We start from the raw sequence: 24371 nt of genomic DNA, 5'->3' as shown, positions 1-24371 counted from the left end.
GGTTAAGATATATTAAATATCCCTTACTGAGGCAAACACCGGAGAAGCGGAGGAGAGTCCAAGTGAATCCAAAATGGTGGAAAGAAAGCGTGGCCTACCAGATTTATCCGATCAGCTTTAAGGACAGTAACGGTGACGGAATCGGCGATCTGCGCGGCATTATTTCCAAGCTCGATTATCTGCAGGACCTGGGTGTGGATGTCATCTGGGTGTGCCCGATTTACAAATCGCCGAACCATGACAACGGCTACGATATCAGTGATTACTGTGACATTATGAAGGAATTCGGGACGATGGCTGATTTTGACCTGATGCTGCGGGAGATGCATGCCCGGGGAATGAAGCTGATGATGGATCTGGTGCTGAACCACACGTCCCACCAGCATCCCTGGTTCATCGAATCACGCAGCTCGAAGGATAATCCGAAACGGGATTATTACATCTGGCGCAAAGGTAAAAACGGCGGTCCCCCGAACAACTGGGAATCCTATTTCAGCGGCTCGGTGTGGGAGCTCGATCCCCAGACGGATGAGTACTACCTGCATCTCTACTCCAAATACCAGCCCGATCTGAACTGGGAAAATCAGGTGGTGATCGACAAGCTGCATGAGATGGTGGAGTGGTGGCTCAAGAAAGGCGTTGACGGCTTCCGGTTCGATGCGATTGCCCATATCATCAAAGCGGAAGGGTATCCGGATGCGGCTAACCCCGGCGGAACGGCGACGGTGCGGGCGTATGAGATGTTCTCGAACCTTGCGGATGTGCACACGATGCTGCAGAACCTGCATGACAAGGTCTTGTATTTCTACGATATTATGACGGTTGGGGAGACTTCAGGTCTCGGGCCGGAGCAGGCGCTGGATTATGTCGGGGACGGGCGGCGTGAGCTGAATATGACCTTTCAGTTTGAGCATATGAATCTGGACTGCGCGGCTCCGGGCGGGGGCAAATGGGATACTGTACCCTGGAAGCTCACCGATCTCAAAAAAATCATCAGCAACTGGCAGACGGTTCTGCATAACCGGGGCTGGAACGCCAACTATCTGTGTAATCATGATCAGCCGCGCTCGGTGTCGCGTTTCGGGAACGACCTGTTCTACCGCGTGCCGTCAGCCAAAATGCTGGCCACTTTCATCCATATGCAGGAGGGCACACCCTATATTTATCAGGGGGAAGAAATCGGCATGACGAATGCGGCGTTCGACTCCATTGATGATTATAGGGATGTGGAAACGCTCAATTATTATGAGGATAAGCGTAACCAGGGGATGCCGGAAGAACAGATTATGGCCAATATTCACAAAAAAAGCCGGGACAATGCCCGCACCCCGATGCAGTGGGATGATTCGGACGAGGGCGGATTTACGACAGGTGTGCCGTGGATCAGGGTCAACTCCAATTCCCGGGAGATCAACGCGGCGGCTGCGGTCAAGGACCCGGATTCCATCTATAACTACTACAAGAAGCTGATCCAGCTGCGTAAAAAGCATCCGGTCATCGTCTACGGCGAATATGGCCTGCTGCTTGCGGAGCATGAGGAAATTTATGCTTTTACCAGGACGCTGGAGGGTCAGCGGCTGCTGATCATCCTGAATTTCTTTGAGCATGAGCCGGTGTTTGAGCTGCCGGCGGAGCTTGCGGCCGGACCGGCGGAGCTGCTGATTTCCAACTACCCTCCTGCGAAGGAGGATGACCTGAATTCACTGAAGCTGCGGCCCTACGAAGCACGGGTCTATCTGCAGCAGATCTAGGCGTGGTAAGGGGAGTTGCCAGGACGCGGGAAATATGGCGGAATGGCGACTCTTCTTTGAGTTTACGGAGAAAAGGGGTTACAATCGTTACAATATTATACATAGAGAGTCTGCAGGAGGCGCGGGGAGGAGAAGCTAGATGAGTGAATGGTATGAAAAAAGCTTTGGCGAGGACTATTTAATTGTGTACCGGCACAGGGATTTCGGCGGGGCCCGGCATGAGGTGGAGAAGATGATCGGCTGGCTGGATCTGCCGGAAGGTTCGAAGGTGCTAGATCTGTGCTGCGGCATGGGCCGACATTCGCTGGCACTGGCTGAGGCAGGCTTTGAAGTGACCGGCGTTGACCTGTCGGAAGTCCTGCTGCACGAAGCCCGTAACCAGGATGGCGCACAAGCGGTAACCTGGCTGCGTTCCGACATGCGCGAGCTCCCGCTTGACGGCGGCTTTGATGCGGTGGTGAATCTGTTTACTTCCTTTGGGTATTTTGAGGATGACGAAGAGCAGGTGAAGGTGCTGCGCGAGGTATACCGGATGCTGAAGCCGGGCGGCAAATGTATAATCGACTTTCTGAATCCCGCCTATGTCATTTCACATCTGGTGCCCCATTCCACCCGTGTGGATGGGGAGAATCTGATTGATGAATCCCGGCGCATTGAAGACGGTTATGTCAAAAAAGATATCACCCTCACCTCCAAGGAGGATGATACACCGCGCAAATACCATGAGCGGGTGAAGCTCTACCCGCTGGAGACGTTCAAGCAGCTGATTGCCGCCGCCGGTCTGCAGCTGGAAAGCGTCCATGGCAGCTATGATGAAGAGGAGTACGACGAGGAGCATTCGAAGCGGATGATTTTTGTCGGTGTCCGTCCGTAGATGGTTACAGGCAGAAGACTTCAAAGAGGCGGTGACGGCATCATGCGTAAGGCAGAGGTCAAGGACCGGGAGGGCGGCATCCTGCAGGTGAGCATGCCAATGGACCCCCCGCTGCGCTGGGTGAACAGCTATATCGTGGCTGAGCCGGAGGGCGGCATTACGGTCATTGATCCAGGCCCGCATACGCCGGAGGCAGAGCTGGCCTGGCAGGGTGTGCTGGATGAGCTTGATCTCTCCTGGGATCATGTGCAGCAGATCATAGTGACCCATCACCATCCCGACCACTATGGTCTGTCGGGCTGGATGCAGGCCCGCAGCGGCAGTAAGGTCTGGATGACAGAGCGGGCCCACGCCGAGGTCCGCATGTCCTGGGGAGCGGAGGCGACGCTGAACGAGTCGCTGCCGCTGCTGTTCCTCCGCCACGGCATGCCGGAGGATTTGGTCCAGGGGGTCAGGGAGCATCTGGAGAGCTTCCTGACCCAGGTTACACCGCAGGCGGAGGTTAGCTATATCGACGCTGCGGCGGCTTTTGTGATGGGCGGCCGGGAGTGGACGCCCGTAGTGACCGGCGGGCATGCGCCGGGTCATGTGTCTTTGTATGAGGCCGGCAGCGGGCTCCTGTTCTGCGGCGATGCTGTACTGCCGCAGATTTCGCCCAATGTCGGCCTGCAGCCCGGCAGCGATCCGCAGCCGCTGCAGACGTTTTTGGAGGGGCTGCGTGTGCTGCGCAGCCTGCCAGTGCGCCGTGCGTTCCCGGGGCACCGGGAGCCGTTCACGGCGTGGGCGGAGCGGGCGGACAGCCTGCTCCGGCACCATGAGGAGCGGCTGGACACTGCCGCTCAACTGCTGGCCGGCGGACCGCAGAGCGGGTTCGCCGTGTGCGAAGCGCTGTTCCGCAGCCGCGTGACCAGCGCGCATCAGCTGCGCTTCGCCATGAGCGAGGCGCTCGCGCACCTGGCAGAGCTGGTGCGCCGCGGCCGGGCGGCAGAGCCGGACGGGCCGCTGCTGTTCGCGGCGGCGGAGCGTTAGCGCCGGCCTGCACATGCAGGCCACACCCCACACAGGCCAGCGTTCCGAAGGAACTCATGTCCCAAGTAGACAAACACACTAAACAGCCGGGCCTCGGTTAAGCTAAGCGGAAAATCCCGCTGCTTCGTGGCCCGGCTATTTGTAATGAAGCGCTGGAACTGTATTTAGCACCGGAGCTAAAGTTTACCGCCGGAGCTGGCAGTTTGGTGCCAGCGATGTCATTTAGTAGCTGATGGAGCAACTTAGTTGCACATTGTACACTTATATTGGCGGGAAACGGCCCGAATGCTACAATAGCTGCATTCCATGCAACTAAATGTACCGAAAAAGGGTCAAATGGCCCGAAAAGTGGATTGATAATTGTACGAAATACAACTAAAACAGAAAAAGCAGTCTTTTCTGGATTTTTAGTTGCACAAAATGCAGTTAAAGCCAGCGAGTGAGCAGTAATGCAAGAAGGAGCTGGCCAGGTAGCTTCCCTCTATCTACTATTGAACGCCAACCAAAGAACGCCCAACAGACCGCATGTAATACCCGCCGATCCCCCAATTGCACATGTATACGGATATACGGAAATATCGCACGTATCCAGTCCACACTGAATGACGCCAACCGCCTATGAGCTCAGTACACCGCCTTCGACCAATGAACACGTGATGAGCGAGCCGCGATTTGACGTCCGGCGACTAACTTTATATTGGATGCACCACAATACGCCATCCCGTTCACGCTCGCCCCACTAACTAACTAGTCTTGTAACAAGATGCCCTCGACCTGCGACGTTTCCTTAATCAGCCGTCATCGAACTCCCCACCACTAATCAGGTTCACGAACCACCCGCAATTTCCATCCGCCTCCAGTTATACCTGGCCATCGATCAAACTGTCACTCCACTGTAAAACCCGCGACACCTGGCGTCTGCTCATTTATCACATGCGGAAGTTACTCCAGTTTGTCTTCAGCAGCCAGCTTTCTGGCGGCCTCCTCCACGTCCTCCGGTGCATGCGGGAGTCCGAGCTCCTGCTCGCGTTCTGCCTGTTTGCGGTGGGCGATGCGGCTGCTGGCGGCGGCGGCGATGGCGCCGACAATGTCATCCAGGTAAGTATGTACCTGACCGGTGCTTTTGTCATTTAATCTCGTCAGCACCCCTGGCTTCAGCTTATCCACGTAACCATAGTTGGTGAATCCGATGCTGCCATACACATTCACAATGGAAAAAGCGAGAATCTCATCCACGCCGTACAGCCCTTCATCATTCTCGATCATATCCTGCAGCGGTGTGAACAGCTTGCCCTCCTCTGCCAGTACGTCCAGCTGGATCCCGGTCAGCACGGCGTTTTGCACCTCGCGTTTACTGAGCACCATTTCGACGTTGTGGACACATTCATCCATAGTCAAATTCGGATAATATTTCTGCTGCAAAAACATAACAAGCTCAGCAATTTCATCCACTGTCACACCGCGTTCCTGCATCCAGTGCTTGGTTGCTTCTGCAACTGCTTTACTGTTGAGACTGTAAGGGGCTTTAATCTTATCCATAATAATCACCTCGATTTAGGAGTAGGCTGGCTAAAAGTAAGTGGCAGGATATACCCATGGCTATCATTTAAAACTCAGCCTTATAACGTTATTACCTCAGCAGCTGGCAACGGACGCATCTTGTTATTGCCTTAAACTTGTCAACCGGGGAATTGTCCCGCCCATCAGCGCCAAAATCAAAGGCAAAAATGCCTTTGATTAGCTCATTTTGCCCGCCGAGGCCAAAATCAAAGGCAAAAATGCCTTTGATTAGCTCATTTTGCCCGCTGAGGCCAAAATCAAAGGCAAAAATGCCTTTGATTAGCTCATTTTGCCCGCCGAGGCCGAAATCAAAGGCAAAAATGCCTCTGATTAGCTCATTTTGCCCGCCGAGGCCATAATCAAAGGCAAAAATGCCTTTGATTTGCTCATTTTGCCCGCCGAGGCCAAAATCAAAGGCAAAAATGCCTTTGATTAGCTCATTTTGCCCGCCGAGGCCAAAATCAAAGGCAAAAATGCCTCTGATGTGCTCATTCTGCCCGCTGAGGCCGAAATCAAAGGCAAAAATGCCTCTGATTAGCTCATTGCCCTTCACTCAAGTCACATTTACCCGTAACCAAGCCCCGAGTCTGCCCTCCTCCAACCAGTTCCGCTGCAGCCCCGGTGCGTTGTCCAAATTTAAGGATAAGCCGGTGTTATTTTTTGCGCATAGGGCTCGTATACATAGCAGTACAAACTGATCCTAGTGGTTGAAAGGGGCAATGATTAATGAAACCTATGACAAAAGTCCGCGGGCTGTCTGCAGCTTGCCTGCTCACGGTTCCGATTCTGCTGTCCGGCTGCGGCTTGTTCGGCTCGGAGTCGGCAGCGGTGGATCCGCCGCCGGAGGAGATCGAAGCGCAGATGCTGGAGATCAGCGAGGGCACCACGCTGGATACGGGTGTGTTCGGTCCGGTAGCGGAGGATACGGCAGCTGCAGAAGAGGGCGCCAGTCAGCCGGAAGCGATCGCTCCCGGAGAGCGGACGACGGTTTATCTGCAGGACGGCAACGGCCTGCTGACCCCGGTAGCACTGAAGCTGCCGGAAGGCGAGAGCAATGCGATGCTGAAGGACTCGCTGACCGCGCTGGTCAGTGACGGATCTTATGCCTCAGCCGTTCCGGAGGGCTTCCAGGGGGTGCTTCCTGCAGGTACACAAGTGGAGAGTGTCTCTGTAGATAAAGACAAACTGGCGGTAGTCGAGTTCAACTCGTCCTTTAACGACTACAAGCCGGCCGATGAACGCAAGATTCTGGAGGCCATCACCTGGACCCTGACCGGGCAGGAGGGCATTCAGGGCGTGCAGCTCTGGGTAGACGGCAAAAAACTGACGGAAATGCCCCTCCAGGGCACGCCGCTTGACCATCCGTTATCCCGTTCTTTTGGAATCAATCTGCCGCGTAATGGTCCTGTGCTGATGAACTCGAGTGCGGTTACCGTTTATTTTTCCGCAGCAACGCCTGACGGCACTCAACAATATTATGTTCCGGTTACGCGCTTTGTACCCGCCGGAGAAGACCGGGTGACCGCTGCGCTGAATGAGCTGATTGCCGGGCCGGAGTCGGCAGGCGGCCTGGAGATGGTGATGACCGGAGGAACCGTGCTTGATTCGGTGGAGGCCGGCCAGAACGGCGTGGTGACGGTGTCGCTGACCGATGATATGTTTACAGATGCGCAGAATGTACCGGCGGAAATGCTGGAATCCGTAGTACTTACCGTAGCGCAAAATGCAGGGGATGCTCCGGTCCAGATCCGCCTGAACGGACAGGAGACTGTTACCGGAACGGATAAGGTTAACTATGGACAGCCGGTATCCGCACCGGAATATGTGAACGCGCTGGCGCTGTAAAAGATTTTTACCTGGGCAAAAGATGCTTTTGTGCCTCCTCTTTGGTAGAATAAAGTTTGCTAAGCAAAAAACGGATAATGCCCTTCCCGGGTGTTATCCGTTTCGCGCGCTAAGGCAGACGCGTTCTTTACGGCTTTAGCTACTCAAGATGCAGGAGGCAGACTATGACAAGATCAAACGGGCGTAACAGCGACCAGCTCCGGCCGCTTACAATTACAACCCAAACTAATAAATATGCAGAGGGCTCTGTACTGATTGAAATGGGCGACACCAAGGTTATCGTGACAGCAACAGTGGACGAGAAGGTTCCCCCGTTCCTGAAGGGACAGGGCAAAGGCTGGGTAACCGCCGAATATTCGATGCTGCCCCGGGCTACCCAGACACGCAACCAGCGTGAAGCCGCACGCGGCAAGCTGACCGGACGGACGATGGAAATCCAGCGGCTGATCGGTCGGGCGCTCCGCTCGGTAGTGAATCTGCATGCACTCGGCGAGCGCAGCATTACACTGGACTGCGACGTTATTCAGGCAGACGGCGGTACACGGACAGCTTCTATTACTGGAGCTTTTGTAGCGATGGCTTTTGCCATTAACAAAATCGCCCTCCAGCACAAGCTGAGCGTATTCCCGATTACAGATTACCTGGCTGCAATCAGTGTCGGTGTAGTCGGAGACAAGGCGCTGCTTGACCTGAACTATGAGGAAGATTCCAAGGCCAAGGTGGATATGAATGTGGTGATGACCGGGGGCGGCGCTTTTGTCGAGCTGCAGGGGACAGGCGAAGAACGGCCGTTCACCCGCCAGGAGCTGGACGAGCTGCTTGGTCTCGGCGAGAAGGGGATTTATGAACTGATCGCGGTGCAAAAAGAAGTGCTCGGTCCGATTGCGCTCAAAATCCCTTCCGGCCAGCCCGGCCAAGAGGTATAAGTATGAGTAACGGCGGCGGTATCCTGATTGTTGCGACGAAGAACAAGGGCAAGGTGCGCGAATTCCAGCATGCTTTTGCGCCGCTCGGACTGACAGTTAAGAGCATGTTCGACTACCCGGAGCTACCGGATGTAGTGGAGGACGGTTCCACCTTTGCCGAGAATGCACTCAAGAAATCCCGGGCAGTCGGTGAAGCGCTCGGCTTCCCTGTACTCGCCGATGATTCCGGCCTGTGTGTGGATGCGCTGGACGGCAGACCTGGTGTGTACTCGGCCCGTTATGCCGGCGAAGGCGCGCAGGATGAGGAGAATAACCTCAAGCTGCTAAGCGAGCTGGAGCGGATGAAGCAGGGCGAGGATACCGGCCAGCCGCTGCTCAGTACGGCCCGTTTTGTCTGTGCTTTGTCCCTTTATGATCCGGCGGACGGGTCGGAGCTGACAGCGGAAGGGGCAGTGGAAGGCTGGATTACCTCAGAGCCGGCAGGCGCCGGGGGCTTTGGCTATGATCCGCTTTTCTACCTTTCGGAGTATGAAAAGACGATGGCCGAGCTGACGCTGGAGGAGAAACAGAAGATCAGCCACCGCGGAACGGCGCTCCGCCTGCTGACGGATAAGCTGGCCGCGAAGCAGGGGAATAACGGGTAGTTCCACATATGATTTAGTATTGAAGACTCTGTCTGCCTGATTGGCGGTCAGGGTCTTTTTTATGTGCTATCCCATCAAAAAAAATGCAAATGCAATACTCTGCAACGACTATTTTTGAGCATAAGATGATTTTATCCCCTGATTACAGAAATTTCCCCCTGGCGGATCAAGCCGCAATGCCTGAAAATTAGAATTACCTTCTTCTCTTAATGGTGTCATAAATATCCAATTATCTATAGTTTAACTCCCCTCCTATCTCCTGCCTGACATCAGTTCATCCTACGATAAGATTTATGAACCCGCAGACTTTCAGCATTACAGGTAACAGAATGGCCTGCAGGGCGGCTTCGCGCGCTTTTTTTCAGGTGCCAATCTATTAAAAGATTTAAACAGCGTTACCAGAAAAGCAAAGAGACTGAGGGTGAATCCAGATCCGGGAGCGGGGTGAGTGTCCGGGCTTAGGAAAGGCAATGTGCTGTGAAAATGAACCGGGGAGGTAACATTAGCATGCTAAAAAAGAAATCGCGGAAATCTGTGGCGCTGGGGCTTGCGGCTGCACTATTTATTACGCTTTTTGCCGCACTTGGCGGGAATGTCAAGACGGCTAAGGCCGATGGGAATAACTATAAAATAGTCGGTTATTATGCATCCTGGGCCGCTTATGGAAGGGCATTTAACGTAACGGATATCGATGCCACCAAAATGAATGTGATCAATTACGCCTTTGCCGACATCTGCTGGAACGGGGTACACGGCAATCCGGACCCGACCGGGCCTAACCCGGTCACCTGGACCTGCCAGAATGAGCAGGGGCAGGCAATCAGCGTGCCGAACGGCACCATTGTGCTGGGCGATCCCTGGATCGATGCCCAAAAAAGCTTCGGGGATGACAAATGGGATGATCCGATCAAAGGCAACCTGAAGCAGCTGTGGAAGCTGAAGGAGAAAAATCCTAATCTGAAGACCATGATCTCCGTCGGCGGCTGGACCTGGTCGAACCGCTTCTCCGATGTGGCGGCAACGGCGGCGACCCGTGAGGTGTTTGCCAATTCAGCAGTAGACTTTATCCGCAAATACCAGATGGACGGAGTAGACCTGGACTGGGAGTATCCGGTCAGCGGCGGGTTAGCCGGCAACAGCTACCGCCCCGAGGATAAACAGAATTATGTGCTGCTGCTGCAAAAAATACGTGAAAAGCTGAACGCGGCAGGTACCGCCGACGGGAAAACCTATCTCCTGACCATCGCTTCCGGCGCCAGCCCGGCGTATGTCCAGAACAATAATCTCAGCGGGATTGCTGCGGTGGTAGACTGGATCAACATCATGACCTACGATTTCAACGGAAGCTGGAATACGACGACCGGACATAATGCGCCGCTGTATTATGACCCTGCCACCGCCTCCACCGGACTTACTGAGCCTGCGAATTATAATATCGACAAGGCCGTTACCACCTATTTGGGCGCTGGAGTTCCTGCAAGCAAGCTCGTGCTGGGAATGCCGTTTTACGGCCGCGGCTGGGGCGGTGCACCGGCTGCAGGCAACGGGCAATACCAGATATCGGCCGGCATTTCCTCAACCGGCACCTGGGAAAAAGGCAACTATGACTTCAATGATCTGGAAGCAAATTATATCAACAAAAACGGCTACACCCGATACTGGAACAACGTAGCCAAGGTGCCTTATCTGTATAATCCTTCGAATCAGACTTATATCAGCTATGATGATGCGGAATCCCTGGGCTACAAAATCAGCTACCTGAAGTCCAAGGGACTGGCTGGAGCGATGTTCTGGGAGACGAGCGGTGACCGCAACCGGACACTTCAGAATAAACTCAGTGCCGAACTGGGCGGCGGGGTGATTCCGACGCCGGCTCCAACCGCGACGGTGGCGCCTACGGCAGTGCCGACCGCAACGCCAACTGCTACACCGAAGCCAAGCACAACTCCGGCACCAACCGCGACGGTGGCGCCTACGGCAGTGCCGACCGTAACGCCAACTGCTACACCGAAGCCAAGCACAACTCCGGCACCAACCGCCACGGTAGCGCCGACGCCTACAGCAACTCCGGGACAATGTACCGCGCCTGCCTGGACTTCGGCCGGTGTGTATACTCAGGGCCAGCAGGTCTCGTATGCCGGCTATGTATATGAAGCCAAATGGTGGAACCAGGGTGACCGTCCGGATCTGAGCGGTGCTTATGGAGCTTGGAAGGTAATCGGAGTCTGCGGCAATGCGACCGCAACGCCTGCCCCGACAGCCACAGTCACCCCTGCACCAACGGCTGTGCCAACGCCGACTGCTACTCCTGCTGCTACCGCTACCGCGACTCCGGGAGCCGCTGCCTGGGCAGCGGGCACCGCTTATAAGGCAGGAGATACAGTGTCTTATAATGGGCTGTCGTATATCTGTCTGCAGGCGCACACTTCACTTGCCGGCTGGGAACCGGCAACTACGCCGGCGCTCTGGAAGCTGAAATAATAAATAACATCAGCTCAACCGGTAACTTCTAATAGCTTGCGGAGAAGCACTACTTCTCTGCAGGCTGTTTTGCATGAACCGCATGTGCAGCCGGAATAACAAAAGAATTTATGTTCATAACCTGCCACAGCCCGAAATATAATAAAAATGCCTGCTTTTGTCCCAATTGGTAAAAATGATGCAACGCGCTGCCGGTTTATTCGTTTATAGTAGTATATAGCGGAAGGTGGTGAGATCACCTATGGTTGCATGGGTACTGTGGTTAGTTGCGGCCGGTGTTCTGTTTGTCATTGAAATGTTCACGCTTACCTTTTATTTATTCTGGCTTAGCATCGGTGCAGTGGCAGCACTGCTGGTATCGCTTATCTGGCCTGAGGCGGTTCTGCTGCAGGTGATAGCGGGCGCGCTGGTGACGGTTCTGCTGACCGTATTCTCGAAGCCGCTGGTTGCGCGGTTCAAGAACTCGCGCGGTTTCAAGGATGTGGGAACCGAGATTATCGGGCGGCAGGGGATTGTGGCAGAGCCGCTTGAGCCGGGGCGTTACGGGCAGGTTAAGGTCGGCGGCGACACCTGGAGTGCAGTATCCGGCCAGGTGCTGGCCAAAGATGAATTAGTCAGAGTCGTAAGCAGAAGCTCCACAATTATCGAAGTAGAACGATGGGAGGGTTTTAGCTGATGGATTCATGGATCATTATTGTGATTATTATTGCAGTTGTAGTTGTATTTGTGGCACTGACGATCAAAGTTGTGCCCCAGCAGCGTGTGGGGGTTGTGGAACGGCTCGGGAAATTTAACCGCCTGCTTACGCCGGGTCTGAACATTCTGATTCCGGTAATTGATCAGGTACGGACGTATCATGATCTGCGGATTCAGCAGGCCAATGTTCCGCCGCAGACCGTTATTACGAAGGATAACGTACAGGTGCAGATTGACACGATCATCTTCTACCAGGTGGTCGGCCCGGAACAGGCGACTTACGGTATTTCCGATTATGTGTATGGGGTACGCAATATCTCCACCGCAACGATGCGGCAGATTATCGGTAAGCTGGAGCTGGATGAAACCCTGTCCGGCCGTGAAAAAATCTCCGCTGATATCCGGCTGGCCCTGGATGAAGCAACCGAAAAGTGGGGCGTGCGGATTGAGCGCGTCGAGGTTATTGATATCAAGCCGCCGCTCGATATCCAGGAAGCGATGGATAAGCAGATGAAGGCGGAACGCAGTAAACGTGCGATTGTGCTTGAAGCGGAAGCTGCCAAGCAGGATATGATCCTGCGTGCAGAAGGTGACAAGCAGAGTAAGATCCTCAAAGCCGAAGGGGATAAGGAAGCGCGGATCCGTCAGGCGGAAGGCTTGCGGCAGGCTCAGGAGCTGGAAGCCCTTGGTCAGGCCAAGGCCATCCAGGCTGTAGCCGAAGCCGAGAAATCGCGGATTCAGCTGATCAGCACTGCCGGGCTGGATGAACGGGTGCTGGCGTACCAGTCCTTTGATGCGCTGACCGAAATCTCCAAAGGACCGGCCAATAAGGTGTTCCTGCCAAGCAGCACGGTTGAGGCGCTGGGCTCGCTCGGAGCGATCGCCGAGGTGTTCAGGGCAGGCAAGGACGGTAAGTAAACGGCAGGTTTTACAATTGCGGCACATTCCGTTAAAGTAAAAGCAAACCCAAATCTAAGTGGTTGCTTATATGCGGCGATACTTTAAGGAGAAGATACTGTGACGCAAAAAGAAATTTCCCCGCTGGTAGCAGCGCTGGGCCTGGAACCCCACGTTGAAGGCGGATGGTACAAGAGACTCTGGAACTCATCCTTTGAAATTCCTCAAGAAACGCTCGGCAGCAACTATTCGGGAGCGAGAGCCTCGGCTTCCTCGATTTATTTCCTGCTTCATCCGGGTGAAACCTCGGAGTGGCACACCGTGCTCTCCGATGAAATCTGGCTGTGGCATTCCGGCAGCCCGGTTGTACTTAGCCTGGGCGGCGACGGCAGCCAGCCGGAGAACGTAACTGAGGTTGTGCTTGGCGCCGACGTATTGGCCGGACAGCAGCCGCAGGTCGTTATTCCCTCAGGCGTATGGCAGGCGGCACGGAACCTCGGCGATGAGCCGGTGCTGGTTTCCTGCATCGTATCGCCGGAATTCAGCTTTGATGATTTCAAGCTGATCGAGAAATAATATAGAGCGTTCGCTGCTGATGCAGCGGACGCTTTTTTTTCGTGCAGTTGTTGCCGGTCAGACTGTAAGCTGCTGAGATCTGAACGTCCCGGGACTGCACTTTTGGTAGCGCTGCCGCAATCTGTTATAATCTTATTGCACCCGGCTGATTACTCGGCCCTTTTTAAGGTTATAGAAGCTTGATCACACCAATAGGCTTGGAGGGTTAACAATGAGCGAATTGAATGGACCATTTTCGGGCGGACCGACGCTGAATGACGGGTCAACTATGCCGTGGCTGGGCCTGGGCGTATGGCAGACTAAAGACGGCGAAGAGGTTATCCATGCGGTTAAGACAGCAATAGAAACAGGCTACCGCAGCATTGATACGGCAGCCGGATACAATAATGAAGAAGGCGTCGGACAAGCCATCCGCGAATGCGGAGTGCCGCGGGACGAGCTGTTCATTACAACCAAGGTACGAAACCCTGATCAGGGGTATGAATCGACGCTGAAGGCTTTCGAGGTAAGCCGCAAAAAGCTGGGCCTCGATGTCATCGACCTGTACCTGATCCACTGGCCGGTGGCCGGCAAGTACCGGGATACCTGGAAAGCACTGATCCATTTGCAAAAGGAAGGGCTCGTCAAATCCATCGGCGTCAGCAACTTCCAGGTACATCATCTCCAGGATATCATTGACGATACCGGCGTGGTGCCTGCGGTCGACCAAATTGAATTCCATCCGCTGCTGACCCAGCGTGAGGTGCTGAAATTCGCCAAGGCGCATGACATCCAGGTAGAGGCCTGGAGCCCGCTGATGCAGGGTAACCTGGATCTGCCTCTGCTCAAGGAGCTGGCTGAAAGATACGGCAAGACCGTTGCGCAGATTGTCCTGCGCTGGGATCTCCAGCAAGGCGTTATCACCATTCCTAAGTCGGTGCATGCTGAGCGGATTGTCGAGAATGCCGGCTTCTTTGACTTCACCCTAAGCGACGAAGATGTCAAGGCGATTGAAGACCTGAACCAGAACCACCGCTTCGGACCGGACCCGGACAATTTTAATTTCTAAGAGTGCCAGGGGAAGTTCAGGAAAAGGGTACATGATGATATAAATCCATAGTGGACAGCCAAAGCAAAGAGCAGGCCTTATGTACCGGAACGTACGGGGCCTGCTCTCTTTGTGCTGTACTTGAAGTTGACGGGACCAGGCGCCACTGTGCCTGTGGCGGACAAAGAAGATACATCGGGGCTGAGGGAGGGCCAGCGCAGGCCGACTCGGCCAAATGAAGGGCAAAAATGCCTTTGATTTTGCCCGCGTCGCCCGAATGGGCCAAATGAAGGGCAAAAATGCCTTTGATTTTGCCCGCGCAGGCCGACTCGGCCAAATGAAGGGCAAAAATGCCTTTGATTTTGCCCGCGTCGCCCGAATGGGCCAAATGAAGGGCAAAAATGCCTTTGATTTTGCCCGTGCAGCCCGAATGGGCCAAATGAAGGGCAAAAATGCCTTTGATTTTGCCCGTGCAGCCCGAATGGGCCAAATGAAGGGCAAAAATGCCTTTGATTTTGCCCGCGCCGCCCGAATGGGCCAAATGAAGGGCAAAAATGCCTTTGATTTTGCCCGCGCCGCCCGAATGGACCAAATGAAGGGCAAAAATGCCTTTGATTTTGCCCGCGTCGCCCGAATGGACTAAATGAAGGGCAAAAATGCCTTTGATTTTGCCCGCGTCGCCCGAATGGGCCAAATGAAGGGCAAAAATGCCTTTGATTTTGCCCGTATAGCCCCATGAGATTACGCAGCGAGAGATCCGCGGGACAGCAGCATCTACGGTATCAGCTACATAGAATGGACCGGGAAGCACTGGAAGGCCGGCTGCCAGCTGCTTGTTAGTCAGCAGCGGCAGCCGGCCTGGCCAGGTAAAAACACAGTTAGTTAAATGAAGGGAAGCAGTTGAATAGCGGATAGTCCGGACGTTTTGCATAGCTGGGCATCAGGGATAATACCCCCATGACCTAAATATGTTTATCTATAGTTGCAGATGCGTGTATCCATTTATCCAATGGATACATTATACTTCTGCAGCCAGAGATTCACTTGTGCCAGATAAGCAAACAGCTGGGGACCGGACATCAGCTGGCCGAACCATGGCAGGTTGCTGGAGGATTCCGGTGAGGCGGCGATCTCGCGGATTTTGGCCGGATCAATCAGCGGCAGGATTGGAGCGGACGGGTCATCCAGAATATTCAGCATCTGTGTACGAACGGCGTTCAGATAGGCAGGATTATGTGTTTTTGGATAAGGGCTTTTTTTGCGGTAGAGCACATCATCAGGCAGTACACCTTCCAGCGCTTTACGGAGAATGCCTTTTTCACGGTTGCCGACTGTCTTGATTTCCCAGGGAATATTGAATACGTACTGTACCAGCCGGTGGTCGCAGTAGGGAACGCGGACCTCAAGCCCGACGCCCATGCTCATCCGGTCCTTGCGGTCCAGCAGTGTAGGCATAAACCGGGTGATATTAAGGTAGGACATGACGCGCATCTGCGCCTGTTTGCCGGTCTCGCCGTCAAGCTTAGGCACTTCAGCCACTGCATCGCTGTACCGGTCGCCTAAATATTCCAGAGGACGTATCCATTCGCGGACTTCGGGCGACAATAGACCTGCACGCATTTTAGGGGCAACTGACCACGGGAAGGTACCGGAGGAGAGCGCCTCTTCACGGTGGAACCAGGGGTAACCGCCAAAGATTTCGTCAGCCGCTTCGCCGGAGATGGCAACTGTCGCGTTCTTTTTAATCTCCCGGCAAAATAAATACAGCGACGAATCGACATCCGTCATCCCCGGCAGGTCTCGTGAGTAAAGGGCATTATCGAGTGCCGGCACCAGATCCGGAGTATCAAAATTAATGTAATGGTGATTTGTCTGCAGTTCATCGACCATCCGTTTAATCCACGGTCCGTCTGCGCCGGGCTGGAACGAATGGCTTTTAAAATGCTTGTCGTTATCGACAAAATCGACTGAATAGGTGTCCACCCGGCCCTGGCCGGTGCGGTTGTAGTATTGCACGGCGAGGGCAGTCAAGGCGCTGGAATCCAGTCCCCCGGATAGGAGGGAGCAGACCGGAACGTCGGATACGAGCTGGCGTTCCAGCGTATCCTGCAGCAATTCACGCACTCTGGCAGCTGTTTCATCCACGTTGTCGGTGTGGGCATAGCTTTCCAGTTCCCAGTATGCATATTTGCGGATGCCGCTGCGGCTATAAATCATGGCATGACCCGGGCGAAGCTCGAATATATCTTTGTATACCCCCTGTCCCGGAGTGCGGGCCGGACCGACGATGAAAATTTCTGCCAGGCCTTCCGGTCCGACCTTCGGCTGAACCTTGGGGTGCTGCAGCAGCGCTTTGGGCTCAGAGCCAAAGACAAATACATCGTCCACCTGGCTGTAGAACAGCGGTTTGACGCCAAGCCGGTCACGGGCCAGAAACAGATGCTCGCGCACACTGTCCCAGACGGCAAAAGCAAAAATACCGTTAAGCTTCCCGGTGCAGTCCGGCCCCCATTCCATGTAGGCGTGCAGCAGGACTTCGGTATCACACTGGGTCAGAAAATGGTGCCCGCGCTGCTTGAGCTCATTTTTGAGCTCATCTGCGTTATAAAGCTCGCCGTTGTACACAAGCGCGTAGATATTCTCGTCCTGGCGGGCGATCATCGGCTGTGCGCCGTTTTCGGGATCAATGACGCTTAGTCTGCGGTGGCCGAGGGCGCAAGGGCCCGAAATCCACGTTCCGGCGGCATCCGGCCCGCGGTTGGATAAGGTTTCAGTCATTTTAACGAGCAGCTGCGAGTGCTGGGTAAGGTCACCGCGCCACTGGATAAAGCCGGTTATTCCGCACATGGTGTTCATCCTCTCTTTTGTGCGATACTGCTGCTCCGGAAGCAGGGCTCCCTTTAAACGCAGGTGTAATCACTTGCTTCTTTTTTGCCAAGTAATACAGATATATGCCGATTGAAGGGATAAAATGTATGTCCTTATCCGAACACTAGGGTAGAGGAAAATTTGCCAGGAGGGATGATGACAAGTGTATTACATTAAAGACGCCAAAATCCGCAGAATGACTGAATTTGACGGTGCACCATGTGCCGAAGTTGGCGTATTGCCGGGAGCGGTTGGGGATTCAGCGCTTTTGGTATACATTGTAGAAGACCAGCATGAGGAAGGGTATGAAATTGTACGTATTCTGACGAATGATGCAGACACCCAGACCGACTGGTTTGATAATAATATGCATAATGCCTTTGAGGACGTGACAATCAGTGCGTTCACCGGAAGTCCTGTCATGAGCCCGGAGGATGAGCGCTCCAAATTCCAGCGTGAGCTGCTGATCTTCGGCCATTTGAAAAAGCAGCTTGGTGAGCATTTCCGGCAAGTATCGCTGAAGCGGCATTGATAGCCTGCTGCTGCAATGTTGTCACTGCCCCGGCAGCGGGAGGCGAAAGGTGCGAGCGGCGTTTGTTGCCGTTTCACCCGCTGCCGGGGGCAGAAAAGTATATTTTCTTGGAGTAAGCCTTGAAAAATTATTTCAATGCGGTATAATAGATAACGTTGCGTTAATTACATAGTTTAAAAGTATTGCTACATTTTATATGTCCCGGTAGCTCAGTTGGATAGAGCATGCGCCTTCTAAGCGCACGGTCGGGGGTTCGAATCCCTTCCGGGACGTAACACAAGAAACAGCCTTCCTTCGGGAAGGCTGTTTCTGTGTCCGGAGAAGTAGAATTCCGGAACAGAGGAGCGTTGGAGCCTCCGCTTCGTTAACTGGCCGAAATGGAGCAGCTGCGGAGAGGGCAGGTTGCTTTAAGTGTACTTTGTACAACTAAAAATCCTGTTTGGCCCCCCATAACCAGGATAACTGCACTTTGTGCAACTAAAACTACTGAAATCCGGCTAAATGGACGATTTTGCTGATAATAGTTGCACGGAATACACTTAAACCCCATGAAGCGTGCTTTTCGGCGGGGAATAGCTGCACAGAATGCAGTTAGTTCAATTTGTCGCAGCCAGATAGACAACCCAGTCACTCATTAGTTCGTTGTAACCGCTATACGAGCCGCTGCATCTGCTAGATCCACTGCATCCACTGCATCCACTGCATCCGCTACATCCGCTCCGGCCGCGGCAGGCCAAGCACCTCCAGCGCTTCGCCAAGTGTATCCTTGAATCTCTGCGTGAGCCAGAGACGGAAGGCGACCGACTGGGCTTCGCCTTTTAGAATCGGGCAGGCCGAGTAAAAGTTATTAAACAGCGAAGCCAGCGTATGCGCGTAGTTGCAGACTGTATTTGGCGTCAGCTGTACGCTGGCGCTGTGGAGCGTATCCTGCCAGGTGCTGAGGTGTCTCAGCAGGGCGAGCTCAGCTTTTTGGAGCGCTGCCGGGAAGACCGGAGGGCTGCCGGCTTTTGCTGCAGGGAAGTTTGCCTGTACACCACCAGAGTACACTGTGGCATTACCGAAGTCAGTTGTGGCGTCACCAGATTTAGCTGCCGCCTTCCCGAAGTTAGCCATGGCATCACCAAAGTAAGCTGTCGCCTCCCCAGTATTAACTGTTTCTTCACCAACTACAGCTGTATCATCACTAGGCTTAACTATTCCAGCACTGGAGTCCTCTTTTACAGCCAAAGCCCCGCTTTTACTGAGCACACTGCCCGCACGTGCATAGGTATACATCAGGTACACGCCTGTGTTGCCGGAAATCTCGGTCGCCTGCTTAAAGTCAAAAATAATCTCCGTCCCCAGATTAAACCGCAGCAGGTAGTAACGGATGGCAGCGGTGGCGATGTGCCGGCTGGACAGGCCGCTTTTGTCTGAGCGGGTGGCTTCAATCGTCTGCTCCATCAGCTGCAACAGCTCGGTGACCTTGATGCCGATGCCCTGACGGCCGGACATAGCGTAAGAGGTTTTGCCGTCAGAAATATCAATGCCAAGCTCGGCTGCAGACGCCGGACTGAGGGAAACCACGCCATAGCTTACGTGATGCAATTGTTCAGCCTGCTCTGTGTATCCCAGTATCTCGAGTGCCTGTTTGACCATCGCCTGCGGATACTCCTGTCTGTAGTCGATGACATTCACTACCCGGTCAGCCCGGCCAAAAGCCCGCTGCTCCCCGCTCAGCCCCGTAGTCCAAAGTCCCGAGTTAAACTCGCTGTAGCTGAAATCCTTATCCAGCAGCCCGAATTTCCAGAGATGGTAGGCAATATCTTTGGCCGTATAGGTCAAAATTCCGTTCGAGCGCACCAGCACCTTATCCTTTTGATGCTCATCTACTTCAGCCTCAGCCGGCTCTCCAGCCGCCTGCTTGAGAATCCAGCAGCCTGCCAGCTTGCCCTCACGTTCCTGCACGAACACCTCCGTCTGGTTAAGCAGCGCAAAGGCCGAAGCCCAAAAGCCTTCCTTCAGAATACTGCTCTCCCAGACCAGCAGATCATAGCTGATGTCAAATCCCTTCATCTCGGCGACATGCTCCCGCACAATCCGTTCAGCGACAAGGCTGCCGAGCCAGGCTGTATTGCCGTCCCCTTTTTCCAGCCCGTGAAGGATCTCTGTCCGCTTGTGTACACTCTCCGGATGCAGCGCATATTCTTTGTTCACACCGGCGTAAATGTCCCAGCAGTAATCACCAAAACGGACATGCTCCCCGGACAGCGGCACATTCAGCAGCCCGACTACCGTATCCGCCAGCTGATTGCCGAGATCATCCACATAGTTGTGCACCTCGACGCTGTACCCGGTTTTCCGCAAAATCCGTACCAGCGCATCCCCGATACAGGAGTTTCTCAGATGGCCAATATGCATGGACTTATTTGGATTGACACTGGTGTGCTCGATGATTACTTTTTCCCCGGCAGCTTCAGGCAGCCTGAATTGGCGCCCCGCCCAGTCCTGCCAGTTAATATACAGATTAATGAAGCCCGGTGCGGCGATGTCTATTTTGGAAAATAGTCCATCTAATCCGCTAGATTGTTCTATCTCCGTTGTTATCAGCTCTGCGATTGCCATAGGCGCCTTGCGCAGTATTTTGGCCAGCTGCATTGCAATGTTACTGGAGTAGTCGCCAAAATCGGGATTGGCAGGCTGCTCGAGCAGAATGACGGGGGGTTCTGCATCAGCTCCGAGGGTTGTGAAAACTTGCCGGACGCTGTGTTCCAGACTGTTTTTGATAAGTTGGCTTAACATGAATAGGACCTCCTAAATAGGCAGAGCTGCAGCATCAGTGAACGTCACTCCAGACATAAGAAAAAGCCCTCATCTCATCAAAGAGACGAAGGCTTGTTAGCGCTCGCGGTACCACTCTCGTTGCTGAACCAGAGGTTCAACCACTCAAAAGTTAACGGTCTTCAGCCGGGGCTTCCTACTGTAAGTTCAGAAGTCCATCTCCCGGGTGCGCTTCATGCCTGGATCTGTACCGGTTTCCACCATTCCCGGCTCGCTGAGACTAGATCCAACACACTACTGTCCCGTTCATCGATTACATATGGATTTTTATCAGTATAGCGAATTTCCGCGAGAAAGCAAGAGGCGGGCGGAAGATTGGCTGGCTTTTGTAAAAAAATTAATCCGACGCCGGTGCTGCAGTAAGGTTTTTAATATCTGTGGAGCCATAGATCAGCAGTGCAATCACAATGACCAGCAAAAGCCCGCCGGCGAATTCCTCCCCGTCAAAATCGGCTTTTCCCATTTCTGTTATCCTCCTTTTTTTTGGCCGTACTCCTTATGTGTTATCCGCTTTTTGCTTCAGGGCGGACATGATCTCGTTCAGCGTCAGGCTGCTGTTATCGTCAAGAAAGCTGACCAGCTTATCCATATTACTTTGGCTCAGATTGCTCAAAGATTTATATTTGCCGACCAGGCCGACTACGAGGGAAGCGTCCGTAAACATCTGAATGGAATCCACCTTCAGCTTACCGGTCAGCAAAAGTGCGGCAACTGCAAATTCCAGCCCCTTGGGGCTTTGAGCTTTGGGGTTGGTCGGCTGCTTTTTAACACTCGTTTTCTTTCCTTTGCCGGCAGGGGGCATGGGACTCCCTTCTTCCATTTACAATCTTTCAGGAAAGCGGCAGTACTGCGGATATTTCTTCCCTAGTGAACAGCATATGCGGATTCGGAGATTTTGGTGATTGCAGCCTGTCTCATGTCCACACCGCCGGCGCTGTGCCGGAATAGTAATATATTGTGCGGTTCGTCAGAGGCGCCGCTAGATTTATAGTTCAAAGTTCATAGATGGGAGAATGGAAAGGAGGCATGAAACAAGATGGCAATATTATCAACTGGACCGATCGAAAACAATCCTGTGTCCGGAGTCAGACCAGCCCAGCTTGTAACTATACGGATCATCAACCGTTCTTCCCAAACGGCTGCCAGTGTTGTAATTGAAGGCTTCTACTTCACCACAATCAGAAATCTGTACGTGAGTGAGGTTATCAATGTTGCTCCGAATGAGGCGGTTTCCCGGAACTATTTTGCAGATTTGGACGGCTATGAGTTTGTCTTTACAACCGGCGAGATTATGGAAAATGATCTGGGAATTTCGGTATGGGGCAAGCAGACAGACGGACAACTGGTGGAAGCCCACCGTGTGGTCGATCACGAAATCTTAGATTAGTGAGATCTTTTATAGAAAAGGAGAGCTGCTCAGATGAGTTTTTATTCTACTGGACCGATTGAAAACAATATGGTTGCAGGTGTAAGACCCACCACTCAAGTTACACTCCGTGTAGATAACCGCAGCAGCATCACAGCATCTGACGTGCTTGTACAGGGTTACTATCTGCTTGGCGGTGTAAGAAATCTGTATATCAGCGAGACGCTGAATGTGGCTCCTAACCAGGTGATTACGACTAACTATTATGCAGATCTGGATGGTTTTGAGTTTTTGTTCGTTACGCCTACCAGCCCGCCTGATGACCCGATCCAAATCTCTTTATGGGGTAAAAATAGTGCAGGCGAGCTCGTAACAGCCCACCGGCTGGTATCCGCTGAGCTGATGGGCGAGGTTATCGGAGTGACCGGTGCAACAGGTGCTCCAGGCGAAGCCGGGGCTCCAGGTGCAACAGGCGCAACGGGTGCAACCGGCCCGGGCAGCGGTGCGACCGGAGCAACCGGAGCGACGGGAGCGACTGGATTGGATGGAGCGACCGGGGTGACGGGTGCGACTGGGTTGGATGGAGCGACCGGGGTGACGGGCGCGACTGGACTGGCAGGAGCGACCGGGGTGACGGGTGCGACTGGGTTGGCAGGAGCGACCGGGGTGACGGGAGCGACGGGTTTGGATGGAGCGACCGGGGTGACGGGCGCGACTGGGTTAGCGGGAGCAACCGGGGTAACGGGTGCGACTGGGTTGGATGGAGCGACCGGAGTGACGGGCGCGACTGGACTGGCAGGAGCAACCGGAGTAACGGGAGCGACTGGTTTGGATGGAGCGACCGGGGTGACGGGTGCGACTGGGTTGGCAGGAGCGACCGGGGTGACGGGAGCGACTGGTTTGGATGGAGCGACCGGGGTGACGGGAGCGACTGGACTGGCGGGAGCGACCGGAGTGACGGGTGCGACGGGTTTGGCGGGAGCGACTGGTGCAACCGGCGTGACCGGTATAACAGGGGCTACCGGACCAACCGGTTCGGGCGCAATCATTCCTTACGCTTCAGGTCTGCCGGCTGCACTGACCACTGTGCTGGGCGGTCTGCTTAATACCTCCAGTTTGATCGGCTTCGGAAACAGTGCTACCGGTGTAAGCATCGCCGGTGGAACCATCGACCTCACAGGAGCTGCGGGTACACTGCTTAACTTTGCCTTCTCCGTGCCGCGTGCGGGTACAATTACTTCCCTTGCCGCATACTTTAGTACTACTGCAGCATTGGCACTGGTAGGATCTACAGTAACTATAACAGCTCAATTATTCCGTTCCACAACACCGGATAATACGTTTACCGCTGTACCGGGTGCACTGGTTACCTTGGCACCGCCACTGACTGGTGCCATCGCTTTAGGTACAATTAGCAGCGGCCTTACCTCGGGGCTCAGTATCCCGGTTACTGCAGGCGAACGGCTGCTGATGGTCTTCTCTGCCACAGTTACGGCAGGCCTCGATGTGGCTACTACAGTAGCAGGATACGCCAGCGGCGGATTGACTATCGTCTAAACGCAAAATTACTCACCAGCAACATAAAAGAGGGACTTTTCCAGCCGCCTGCGGCTGGAAAGTCCCTCTTTTTTGCAAGCTCACGCATAAATCAACCACTCAAGCCCGGAATAAAGGGGAAAATCCCTTTAACTCAACGAACCCCGGGCGGCCTAGACCTATACATTTCCCTTTTTTTAACTGAATTTATCCTAATTAGCTCTCAATCCATTCAAAGTCCATCTATACCAGATCACAAGCCTCCGCCGGCATCCAATGCGCATCCTGGCCGTCCCATTTGACATTGCAGCCGATCGGATTGGTCAGCGGTGTGCTGATGGCTTGTCCGGCGAGCAGCTCGGACAACGCGTTGTCCAGGTCGTTGACTGTCATCTTGCCGGTTTCCCGCGGGTTATCGACGCCGCGGCCGGTGTAGACCAGCTTGCGGTCCTGGTCAAACACGAAGAAATGCGGCGTGCGCAGCGCACCGTAGGCCCGTGCGGTTTCCTGCGTGTCATCGCGGAGATAGAGCCACGGGAATTTCTGCTCCTCCATCCGGCTGACCATATGCTCATAGGAATCGTCAGGATGGGTAGTTTCGCTGTTGGCGTTAATCCCTGCAAAAGCTACTCCCCGCTCGCGGTACTTTTCGGCAGTCTGGCGCGTGACTTCATCGGAGCCGACGACGAACGGACAATGATTGCAGGTGAAGAAGATGACCAGTGCTTTTGCTGTAGCAAAGCTGTCCAGTGAATACGTCTGACCGTCGGTTGCCTTTAAAGAAAAATCGGGAGCTGAAGCACCCGGTTCCAGGGTAAAGCTCATGTTAATGCACCTCCGTAAAATAGTATATAACCATTGAGAGAAGCGTCAGCAGACCCAAACAGCCTGCTGCTTAAGCAGTAACAATCCCTGTCATTATACTTTATTTTCTTCTGCGCTT

22 protein-coding genes, 1 tRNA gene and 1 other annotated feature are annotated in these 24371 nt (G+C 53.9%); of the genes, 16 read left to right on the top strand and 7 right to left on the bottom strand.

The genetic code is table 11. The features are described 5' to 3' along the window. The first annotated feature begins 62 nt into the window (after window positions 1-62). The 3 genes from NST84_RS24515 to NST84_RS24505 all read left to right on the top strand — a co-directional run bounded on the left by NST84_RS24515 (window position 63) and on the right by NST84_RS24505 (window position 3654). On the top strand, window positions 63-1751 hold the full coding sequence (locus NST84_RS24515) for an alpha-glucosidase (protein ID WP_342562712.1): 1689 nt from the start codon (window positions 63-65) through the stop codon (window positions 1749-1751). 139 nt (window positions 1752-1890) lie between these two features. Next, window positions 1891-2625: a class I SAM-dependent methyltransferase gene (locus tag NST84_RS24510; RefSeq protein ID WP_342562711.1), complete on the top strand. Its 735-nt coding sequence runs from the start codon at window positions 1891-1893 to the stop codon at window positions 2623-2625. Then, window positions 2626-3654 carry an MBL fold metallo-hydrolase gene (locus NST84_RS24505; RefSeq protein WP_342562710.1) on the top strand — a complete coding sequence of 343 codons (1029 nt, stop codon included), beginning with the start codon at window positions 2626-2628 and terminating at the stop codon, window positions 3652-3654. It begins immediately after the preceding gene. Between the two features lie 942 nt (window positions 3655-4596). On the opposite strand, the gene NST84_RS24500 is transcribed toward NST84_RS24505, so the two are convergent. Both NST84_RS24500 and NST84_RS24495 read right to left on the bottom strand, forming a co-directional pair. Further along, window positions 4597-5193, bottom strand: coding sequence for a phosphatidylglycerophosphatase A (locus NST84_RS24500; protein ID WP_342562709.1), 597 nt, complete (start codon window positions 5191-5193; stop codon window positions 4597-4599). Between the two features lie 91 nt (window positions 5194-5284). Beyond that, entirely contained in the window at window positions 5285-5767 is a 483-nt protein-coding gene (locus NST84_RS24495) for a hypothetical protein (protein ID WP_342562708.1), read from the bottom strand. A 173-nt stretch (window positions 5768-5940) separates the two neighbouring features. Between NST84_RS24495 and NST84_RS24490 the strand changes: the two genes are divergently transcribed. The 9 genes from NST84_RS24490 to NST84_RS24450 all read left to right on the top strand — a co-directional run bounded on the left by NST84_RS24490 (window position 5941) and on the right by NST84_RS24450 (window position 14949). After that, window positions 5941-7059, top strand: a complete 1119-nt coding sequence (locus NST84_RS24490; protein ID WP_342562707.1) for a GerMN domain-containing protein — start codon at window positions 5941-5943, stop codon at window positions 7057-7059. Between the two features lie 164 nt (window positions 7060-7223). Beyond that, window positions 7224-7985, top strand: a complete 762-nt coding sequence (gene rph, locus NST84_RS24485) for a ribonuclease PH (protein ID WP_342562706.1) — start codon at window positions 7224-7226, stop codon at window positions 7983-7985. A gap of 2 nt (window positions 7986-7987) precedes the next feature. Continuing rightward, the gene (locus NST84_RS24480; RefSeq protein ID WP_342562705.1) at window positions 7988-8629 is read left to right on the top strand and encodes an XTP/dITP diphosphatase; all 642 of its coding nucleotides are present in this window, start codon (window positions 7988-7990) and stop codon (window positions 8627-8629) included. A gap of 507 nt (window positions 8630-9136) precedes the next feature. After that, window positions 9137-11110, top strand: coding sequence for a glycosyl hydrolase family 18 protein (locus NST84_RS24475; RefSeq protein ID WP_342562704.1), 1974 nt, complete (start codon window positions 9137-9139; stop codon window positions 11108-11110). Window positions 11111-11351: 241 nt separating this feature from the next. After that, the gene (locus NST84_RS24470) at window positions 11352-11786 is read left to right on the top strand and encodes an NfeD family protein (RefSeq protein ID WP_342562703.1); all 435 of its coding nucleotides are present in this window, start codon (window positions 11352-11354) and stop codon (window positions 11784-11786) included. Then, the gene (locus tag NST84_RS24465; protein WP_342562702.1) at window positions 11786-12724 is read left to right on the top strand and encodes an SPFH domain-containing protein; all 939 of its coding nucleotides are present in this window, start codon (window positions 11786-11788) and stop codon (window positions 12722-12724) included. The genes NST84_RS24470 and NST84_RS24465 overlap by 1 nt, the downstream gene beginning before the upstream one ends. 99 nt (window positions 12725-12823) lie before the next feature. Next, entirely contained in the window at window positions 12824-13279 is a 456-nt protein-coding gene (locus NST84_RS24460) for a cupin domain-containing protein (RefSeq protein WP_342562701.1), read from the top strand. 211 nt (window positions 13280-13490) lie between these two features. Then, window positions 13491-14327 carry an aldo/keto reductase gene (locus NST84_RS24455; RefSeq protein ID WP_342562700.1) on the top strand — a complete coding sequence of 279 codons (837 nt, stop codon included), beginning with the start codon at window positions 13491-13493 and terminating at the stop codon, window positions 14325-14327. A gap of 214 nt (window positions 14328-14541) precedes the next feature. Beyond that, entirely contained in the window at window positions 14542-14949 is a 408-nt protein-coding gene (locus NST84_RS24450) for a hypothetical protein (RefSeq protein ID WP_342562699.1), read from the top strand. A gap of 359 nt (window positions 14950-15308) precedes the next feature. Here NST84_RS24450 and asnB read toward each other — a convergent pair whose 3' ends face one another. Beyond that, entirely contained in the window at window positions 15309-17153 is a 1845-nt protein-coding gene (gene asnB / locus NST84_RS24445; RefSeq protein WP_342562698.1) for an asparagine synthase (glutamine-hydrolyzing), read from the bottom strand. A gap of 184 nt (window positions 17154-17337) precedes the next feature. Between asnB and NST84_RS24440 the strand changes: the two genes are divergently transcribed. Both NST84_RS24440 and NST84_RS24435 read left to right on the top strand, forming a co-directional pair. Further along, complete coding sequence (locus NST84_RS24440; protein ID WP_342562697.1) at window positions 17338-17706, top strand: hypothetical protein; 369 nt, start codon at window positions 17338-17340, stop codon at window positions 17704-17706. Window positions 17707-17904: 198 nt separating this feature from the next. Continuing rightward, window positions 17905-17978: transfer RNA gene (locus tag NST84_RS24435), tRNA-Arg, on the top strand. Between the two features lie 436 nt (window positions 17979-18414). Here NST84_RS24435 and argS read toward each other — a convergent pair. The 3 genes from argS to NST84_RS24420 all read right to left on the bottom strand — a co-directional run bounded on the left by argS (window position 18415) and on the right by NST84_RS24420 (window position 21328). Beyond that, the gene (gene argS / locus NST84_RS24430; protein ID WP_342562696.1) at window positions 18415-20487 is read right to left on the bottom strand and encodes an arginine--tRNA ligase; all 2073 of its coding nucleotides are present in this window, start codon (window positions 20485-20487) and stop codon (window positions 18415-18417) included. Window positions 20488-20565: 78 nt separating this feature from the next. After that, window positions 20566-20785 (bottom strand) — a binding site (T-box leader). A 78-nt stretch (window positions 20786-20863) separates the two neighbouring features. Then, entirely contained in the window at window positions 20864-20989 is a 126-nt protein-coding gene (locus NST84_RS24425; RefSeq protein ID WP_342562695.1) for a hypothetical protein, read from the bottom strand. Window positions 20990-21022: 33 nt separating this feature from the next. Continuing rightward, the gene (locus NST84_RS24420; RefSeq protein ID WP_342562694.1) at window positions 21023-21328 is read right to left on the bottom strand and encodes a hypothetical protein; all 306 of its coding nucleotides are present in this window, start codon (window positions 21326-21328) and stop codon (window positions 21023-21025) included. A 234-nt stretch (window positions 21329-21562) separates the two neighbouring features. On the opposite strand from NST84_RS24420, the gene NST84_RS24415 reads away from it, so the two are divergent. Next, window positions 21563-21913 (top strand): hypothetical protein, encoded by a 351-nt coding sequence (locus NST84_RS24415; RefSeq protein WP_342562693.1) that lies wholly within the window; start codon window positions 21563-21565, stop codon window positions 21911-21913. 33 nt (window positions 21914-21946) lie between these two features. Then, window positions 21947-23449, top strand: a complete 1503-nt coding sequence (locus tag NST84_RS24410) for an exosporium glycoprotein BclB-related protein (protein ID WP_342562692.1) — start codon at window positions 21947-21949, stop codon at window positions 23447-23449. Between the two features lie 222 nt (window positions 23450-23671). Here the strand turns inward: NST84_RS24410 and NST84_RS24405 are convergent, their stop codons facing one another. Then, window positions 23672-24253 carry a thioredoxin family protein gene (locus NST84_RS24405; protein ID WP_342562691.1) on the bottom strand — a complete coding sequence of 194 codons (582 nt, stop codon included), beginning with the start codon at window positions 24251-24253 and terminating at the stop codon, window positions 23672-23674. Window positions 24254-24371 lie beyond the last annotated feature (118 nt).

The organism is Paenibacillus sp. FSL R7-0345, assembly GCF_038595055.1.
Taxonomy (GTDB): domain Bacteria; phylum Bacillota; class Bacilli; order Paenibacillales; family Paenibacillaceae; genus Paenibacillus_AQ.
The sequence above is the reverse complement of the archived record's forward strand: the minus strand, read 5'-3'. Positions and strand labels throughout refer to the sequence as shown.

Excerpts from the sequence above, each read along its gene's own strand:
- NST84_RS24510 (WP_342562711.1), top strand. The coding sequence starts at position 1,891 with ATGAGTGAATGGTATGAAAAAAGCTTTGGCGAGGACTATTTAATTGTG.
- NST84_RS24505 (WP_342562710.1), top strand. The coding sequence starts at position 2,626 with ATGGTTACAGGCAGAAGACTTCAAAGAGGCGGTGACGGCATCATGCGT.
- NST84_RS24500 (WP_342562709.1), bottom strand. The coding sequence starts at position 5,193 with ATGGATAAGATTAAAGCCCCTTACAGTCTCAACAGTAAAGCAGTTGCA.
- NST84_RS24490 (WP_342562707.1), top strand. The coding sequence starts at position 5,941 with ATGAAACCTATGACAAAAGTCCGCGGGCTGTCTGCAGCTTGCCTGCTC.
- rph (WP_342562706.1), top strand. The coding sequence starts at position 7,224 with ATGACAAGATCAAACGGGCGTAACAGCGACCAGCTCCGGCCGCTTACA.
- NST84_RS24480 (WP_342562705.1), top strand. The coding sequence starts at position 7,988 with ATGAGTAACGGCGGCGGTATCCTGATTGTTGCGACGAAGAACAAGGGC.
- NST84_RS24475 (WP_342562704.1), top strand. The coding sequence starts at position 9,137 with ATGCTAAAAAAGAAATCGCGGAAATCTGTGGCGCTGGGGCTTGCGGCT.
- NST84_RS24470 (WP_342562703.1), top strand. The coding sequence starts at position 11,352 with ATGGTTGCATGGGTACTGTGGTTAGTTGCGGCCGGTGTTCTGTTTGTC.
- NST84_RS24465 (WP_342562702.1), top strand. The coding sequence starts at position 11,786 with ATGGATTCATGGATCATTATTGTGATTATTATTGCAGTTGTAGTTGTA.
- NST84_RS24455 (WP_342562700.1), top strand. The coding sequence starts at position 13,491 with ATGAGCGAATTGAATGGACCATTTTCGGGCGGACCGACGCTGAATGAC.
- NST84_RS24450 (WP_342562699.1), top strand. The coding sequence starts at position 14,542 with ATGAAGGGCAAAAATGCCTTTGATTTTGCCCGCGTCGCCCGAATGGGC.
- asnB (WP_342562698.1), bottom strand. The coding sequence starts at position 17,153 with ATGTGCGGAATAACCGGCTTTATCCAGTGGCGCGGTGACCTTACCCAG.
- argS (WP_342562696.1), bottom strand. The coding sequence starts at position 20,487 with ATGTTAAGCCAACTTATCAAAAACAGTCTGGAACACAGCGTCCGGCAA.
- NST84_RS24425 (WP_342562695.1), bottom strand. The coding sequence starts at position 20,989 with ATGGGAAAAGCCGATTTTGACGGGGAGGAATTCGCCGGCGGGCTTTTG.
- NST84_RS24420 (WP_342562694.1), bottom strand. The coding sequence starts at position 21,328 with ATGCCCCCTGCCGGCAAAGGAAAGAAAACGAGTGTTAAAAAGCAGCCG.
- NST84_RS24415 (WP_342562693.1), top strand. The coding sequence starts at position 21,563 with ATGGCAATATTATCAACTGGACCGATCGAAAACAATCCTGTGTCCGGA.
- NST84_RS24410 (WP_342562692.1), top strand. The coding sequence starts at position 21,947 with ATGAGTTTTTATTCTACTGGACCGATTGAAAACAATATGGTTGCAGGT.
- NST84_RS24405 (WP_342562691.1), bottom strand. The coding sequence starts at position 24,253 with ATGAGCTTTACCCTGGAACCGGGTGCTTCAGCTCCCGATTTTTCTTTA.